Origin of the sequence: Azotobacter chroococcum (genome assembly GCF_004339665.1) — a bacterium.
GTDB lineage: Bacteria > Pseudomonadota > Gammaproteobacteria > Pseudomonadales > Pseudomonadaceae > Azotobacter > Azotobacter chroococcum.
This window is the reverse complement of the sequence record NZ_SMMU01000094.1, coordinates 1-1,313: the sequence shown is the minus strand read 5'-3', so window position 1 is coordinate 1,313 and position 1,313 is coordinate 1. Positions and strand designations below refer to the sequence as shown.

General features: G+C 65.9%; 1 protein-coding gene and 1 pseudogene. Both read right to left on the bottom strand.

Translation table 11 applies throughout. From position 1 onward, the window contains the following. Positions 1-822: RNA-guided endonuclease InsQ/TnpB family protein (locus tag EV691_RS23675; RefSeq protein WP_207390302.1), on the bottom strand; the 822-nt coding region annotated here is incomplete at its 3' end. A 370-nt stretch (positions 823-1,192) separates the two neighbouring features. Beyond that, positions 1,193-1,270 (bottom strand): annotated as a pseudogene (locus tag EV691_RS24355) (helix-turn-helix domain-containing protein); the annotation flags it as partial. Between the last annotated feature and the right edge of the window lie 43 nt (positions 1,271-1,313).

The window sequence follows — 1,313 nt, the reverse complement described above, 5'->3', positions numbered from 1 at the left end:
TTCCTGCCCTGACGCGCCTTGTTGGCCGCATTCATGACTGACAGGCGTCACTTTCCCGACTACGGCGGGGACCCTCCCCGCCGCAGCGCCGCCGTTGCCGGTCGGACTCGCCACGGGTAGGGCAGTTGCGGTTGCCAGCCGTTCCAGGTTGCGCGCCGCATTGTGGTCGCGGTCGTGGTGCGTGCCGCAGTCGGCACAGGCCCACGTCCTCTCCCTCAGCGTCAGCGCCTCGTACTTCCAGCCGCAGACAGAGCACAGCCGGCTGCTGGGATACCAGCGGTCGGCTACCACCAGGCGCGTACCGTAGCGCTGCGCCTTGTAGTTCATCTGCTGGCGGAACATCCCAAAGCCCACGTCGCTGATCGCCCTGGCCAGCCGGTCGTTGGCCAGCATGCCCCGCACGTTCAGATCCTCGATCACCACCGCTTGGTTTTCGCGGCAGAGCCTTGTCGTGAGCCTGTGGGTGAAATCCGCTCTGAGGTTGGCGATGCGGGCATGCAGCCTCGCCAACTTCGCAGCGGACTTGCGCCGGTTGTTCGACACCGGCAGTCGGGTGCCCCTGGGCGGTCGGGCACCTGGAGCCAGGCCCACCGCCAGCTTGGCCGCTTCGAGCTGGCGGCTCAGCCTCCGACTGCGAATCTTCAGCCGGCGCAGGGCGGCCTTGAGCGGCCTGGGCGCCTGGATGCTCTCGCCATTCGACAGGCTGGCGGCGGCTTCGAGGCCGAGGTCCACGCCCACGGTGCCGTGCCCGCTGCGGCGGCGCAGCGCCTGATGCTCGGGCGGCGACGAACCAGCGGTCGGCCGTGCGCGAGACGGTGGCACCGAGAATCCTGCCCTCGAAGCGCAGCGTCTCGGTCATGGCCAGGGTCCCGATCTTCGGGAGCCGGATGGACTTTCCGTCCAGTGAGAACTTGTCATTGGCAACGTAGAAGCTGTCCAGGCAGCGTCCTTTCTTCTTGAAGCGCGGTTCGTGCGCCTGCTTGCCGGCCTTGAGGTCTGAAAAGAAGGTGGTCCAGGCCTTGCCCAGATGGGTGAACGGCTGGGCATGCGCGTCCCGGTGAATGTCCTTGAGCCATGGGTACAGTTCGTACTTGATGGCGTTGAACTGCTTCTTCAGCGCCATTGCGTTCGGCTTGCCACCGCCAGCGTACTGCTTGCTCCACTCGTCCAGTGCCCAGTTCCACACTTTTCGAGCCGTACCACAGGCCCGGGCGAAGTAGTCCGCCTGCTCGGGAGTCGGGCGCAGGGCGATCTTGTGGGTCAGGTGCATCGAAATGCATCCTTGCTGCTCTGCCGGGTGGTGTTCATCACAA